3 protein-coding genes and 1 pseudogene are annotated in these 3,976 nt (G+C 70.6%); all 4 read right to left on the bottom strand.

What is annotated here, in order from left to right:
• The coding region (locus FGD71_RS35295) for an NADH-quinone oxidoreductase subunit NuoE family protein (RefSeq protein ID WP_240436922.1) at positions 1–571 on the bottom strand (571 nt) is incomplete at its 3' end.
• Positions 572–575: 4 nt separating this feature from the next.
• A complete protein-coding gene (locus tag FGD71_RS35290) occupies positions 576–2,501 on the bottom strand; it encodes a molybdopterin oxidoreductase family protein (protein WP_119104635.1) in 1,926 nt (641 codons plus the stop codon).
• Positions 2,498–3,469, bottom strand: a complete 972-nt coding sequence (locus FGD71_RS35285; protein WP_119104634.1) for a 2-dehydropantoate 2-reductase — start codon at positions 3,467–3,469, stop codon at positions 2,498–2,500. Before FGD71_RS35285 ends, FGD71_RS35290 begins: the two co-directional genes overlap by 4 nt.
• 150 nt (positions 3,470–3,619) lie before the next feature.
• Positions 3,620–3,976 (bottom strand): annotated as a pseudogene (locus FGD71_RS35280) (DNA polymerase III subunit alpha); the annotation flags it as partial.

Raw genomic sequence — 3,976 nt, 5'->3', positions numbered from 1 at the left:
GGGCGGAGCCCCAGCGGGGGTCTGGGGGCAGAGCCCCCAGGGGTCGGGAATGGGCAGGGGCGGCGGGGGCGAACTCCTCCTCAGGCGCCCCCGCCCGCACCGCCAACGCCGCCGGAGCCCTCTCGCACAGCCCCAGGCACGGGCTCCGCTCGACCGACACCCCGCTCCCGAGGCCCAGCCGGGCCTCGACCCCGGCGCACAGGTCCGCCGCGCCCGCCGCCGCGCACGCGAGGTCCGTGCAGACGTGCAGGACCGTAGCGGGGCGTGGCTTCACCGAGAACATCGCGTAGAAGGTCGCGACCCCGTACGCCTCCGCCGGCGGCACCGTCAGCCGCCGGCACAGGTAGCCGAGCGCGCCCTCGCTGATCCAGCCGACCCGGTCGTTGACGGCGTGCAGCCCCGGCAACAGCAGGTCACGACGATCCCGTGCCGCACGTCCGCCGCGGGCCCACCTCAGGTCGGCGTCGGAACGGTCCGCGCCCTCCCACGACGACTCCGGAGGCCCGAGCAGCGCGTCGACCGCCGCCCGTTCCTCGTCCGTGGGCTTGCTGTCACCGAAGTGCAGATCCACCAGATCACCTCACCTGAGTCGCAACCGGCAGCTTCTCGATCCGGATCGCCGACGCCTTGAACTCCGCCGTCCCCGCGATCGGGCAGTTCGCCTCGATCGTCAGCTGGTTGGTGTCCACCTCGTCGGGAAAATGCATGGTCATGAACGCGAGCCCGGGCCGCAGCGCCGTGTCGATCCACACCGGCGCCACCACCGCACCGCGCCGCGAGGAGACCTGGACCTCCTCGCCGACCACCACGCCATAGCGCTCCGCGTCCTCCGGGCACAGCTCGACGTACTCGCCGCGCCGCAACGGAGAGGCGTAACCGCCGCTCTGCACACCGGTGTTGTACGAGTCGAGCCGCCGCCCGGTGGTGAGGCGGATCGGGTACTCCTCGTCCGTCAGGTCGACGGGCGGATCGTGCTGGACGAGCCCGAAGGGCGCGAGACGCCCCCGCCCCGCCGGATCCGGCGACCACAGACGACCGTGCAGGTACGTCGGTTCGAGCCGCTCGGTGTCCGGGCACGGCCACTGGATGCCCTGGTGCTCCTCCAGGCGTTCGTACGTCATCCCGTGGTGGTCCGGCGACACCGACCGCAGCTCGTTCCACACGGCCTCGGAGTCCGCGTACTTCCACTCGTGGCCGAGCCGGGCGGCCAGCTCGCAGATGATGTCGATGTCCTCGCGGGCCTCACCGGGCGGGGTGACCGCCGCCCGGACGCGCTGAACCCGTCGCTCGCTGTTGGTGGTGGTGCCGTCCGTCTCCGCCCAGCCGGCCGTCGCGGGCAGCACGACATCGGCCAGCTCGGCGGTCTTCGTGAGGAAGATGTCCTGGACGACGAGGAAGTCGAGGGCCCTCATGCGGCGGATCGCCTGCTCGCTGTCGGCCTCGGACTGGGCCGGGTTCTCGCCGACGCAGTAGACCGCCCGGAGCGTGCCCTCCTCCATGGCCTCGAACATCTCCGTCAGGTTCAGCCCGTAGTGCGGCTGGATGACGGTGTCCCACGCGGACTCGAACTTGAGGCGCGTGTCCGGGTCGAGGATGTCCTGGAAGCCCGGCAGCCGGTTCGGGATGGCGCCCATGTCGCCGCCGCCCTGCACGTTGTTCTGGCCGCGCAGGGGCTGCAACCCCGCGCCGTAGCGCCCCACATGACCCGTCAGCAGGGACAGGTTGATGAGCGCGCGTACGTTGTCCGTGCCGTTGTGGTGCTCGGTGATACCGAGGGTCCAGCACAGCTGGGCCCGCTCGGCGCGGGCGTACGCGTGCGCCAGCTCCCGTATCGCCGCGGCCGGTACCCCTGTCACCTTTTCGGCGAGCGACAGCGTCCAGGGCTCGACGAGCTGCCGGTACTCATCGAAGCCGGTCGTCGCCCGCTCGATGAACGCGTGGTTGGCCAGCCCCGCGTGGATGATCTCGCGGCCGATCGCGTGCGCCATCGGGATGTCCGTGCCCACGTTCAGTCCGAGCCAGCTCTCCGCCCACTCGGCCGTGGACGTACGGCGCGGATCGACCGCGTACATGCGGGCGCCGTTCCTGATCCCCCTCAGGACGTGCTGGAAGAAGATCGGGTGCGCGAAGCGGGCGTTGGAGCCCCACATCACGATGAGGTCGGTATGCTCGACCTCCTCGTACGAGGAGGTCCCGCCGCCCGAGCCGAAAGCCGCCGACAGGCCCGCGACACTCGGGGCGTGGCAGGTGCGGTTGCAGGAGTCGACGTTGTTCGTGCCCATGACGACGCGCGCGAACTTCTGCGCCACGTAGTTCATTTCGTTGGTCGCGCGGGCGCAGGAGAACATGCCGAACGCGCCGCGTGCCGCGCCGAGTCCCCGGGCGGCGCGGTCCAGCGCCTCGTCCCAGGTGGCCTGCCGGAAGGGCTCGTCACGCGAGTCGCGGACCAGGGGGTGCGTGAGTCGGGTGTACGTCTTCGGAGTGCGGTCGCGTTTCTTCATGCGGCGATCCTCAATGCGAGCAGATCCGAGATGGCGTGGACGGTGCGGAGCGTGGGCACCTCGACGCCGGTGATGTCCGCCAACTCGACGACGGCGGCGAGGAGTACGTCGAGTTCGAGCGGTTTTCCGCGCTCCAGGTCCTGCAGGGTCGAGGTGCGGTGGTCGCCGACGCGTTCCGCGCCGGCCAGGCGCCGTTCGATGGAGACCCCCACCTCGCAGCCCAGCGCCCGGGCGACCGCGAGCGTCTCGGTCATCATGATCTCGATGACCTTGCGTGTGCCGCCGTGCAGGCACATCTGCCGCATGGTCGCGCGCGCGAGGGCGCTGATGGGGTTGAAGGAGATGTTGCCGAGCAGCTTGAGCCAGACGTCGCCGCGCAGATCCGGCTCGACCGGGCACTTGAGGCCGCCCGTCCGCATGGCCTCGCTGAACGCGGTGCACCGCGCCGAGACGGAGCGGTCGGGCTCACCGACGGAGAACCGGGTGCCTTCGAGGTGACGGACAACTCCCGGCCCGGCGAGCTCGGTTGCCGCGTACACCACGCATCCGATGGCCCGTTCGGGCGCGAGCACCGCACTGACCGCGCCGTCGGGGTCCACGCTCTCCACCCGGTAGCCGTCGTGCGGGCCGCCGTGCCGGTGGAAGTACCACCAGGGAATGCCGTTCTGGGCGGCGACCACCGCCGTGGTGTCGTGCAGTAGAGGCTCGATCAGCGGCCCGCACGCCGCGTACGAGTTGGCCTTCAGGCCCAGGAAGACGAAGTCGACCGGGCCCACCTCGGCCGGGTCGTCGGTGGCGTGGGCCCGTGCGGTGAAGTCGCCGCGCGGGCTGAGCACACGTACGCCGTGCTGCCTCATGGCCGTCAGATGCGGTCCACGGGCGATGAGGTGCACATCGGCGCCCGCGCGATGCAGCGCGGCACCGACGTAGGCGCCGATCGCACCGGCGCCGAGAACTGCCAATTTCACTTGAGGGTCTCCGTTCGGTCGAGGGTACCGAGGAGTCGTCGAAAACTGTCGACGAAATATTGTCTACAGTATGGGAGTTGGGGCAGCAAGGGTTCGCGCAGCACATGGGACAGCCTTGACCGGGGGCGCGGCGCGCGCGGTGGCGCGCTTTTACGAAGGCCCCGGAACTCCGGAGGCACCAGGAACCCGCGTCACCGCGAGTGCCGCTTTGAGGTCCGCCCAGAACTCCGGCCGCGCGTCGACCCGGTATCCGAGGCGGTACACGGTCGTACGGGTCCGGCCGCGCACACTCAGACGTACCTCGGCGGAGCCGGGATGTGCGGCGAGGATCTCCTTCAACTGCCGGACGGCTTCCGGGGTGACCTGTGCCTGCACCATGCCGAGCCGGACGGCCGGTGTCTCCCCGGCACCGCTCAGGTCGGGTACCTGGAGTTCCATGGCGACCAGGCGGGGGACGTCTTCGCGTTTGTCGAGGCGGCCCTTGACGAACACGACGGCGTCCTCGAC

Origin of the sequence: Streptomyces sporangiiformans (genome assembly GCF_005768555.2) — a bacterium.
Lineage (GTDB): Bacteria > Actinomycetota > Actinomycetes > Streptomycetales > Streptomycetaceae > Streptomyces > Streptomyces sporangiiformans.
The sequence above is the reverse complement of the archived record's forward strand: the minus strand, read 5'-3'. Positions and strand labels throughout refer to the sequence as shown.

What these genes read in the sequence shown, in the direction of transcription:
- FGD71_RS35290 (WP_119104635.1), bottom strand. Translation starts at nt 2,501, where the DNA reads ATGAAGAAACGCGACCGCACTCCGAAGACGTACACCCGACTCACGCAC.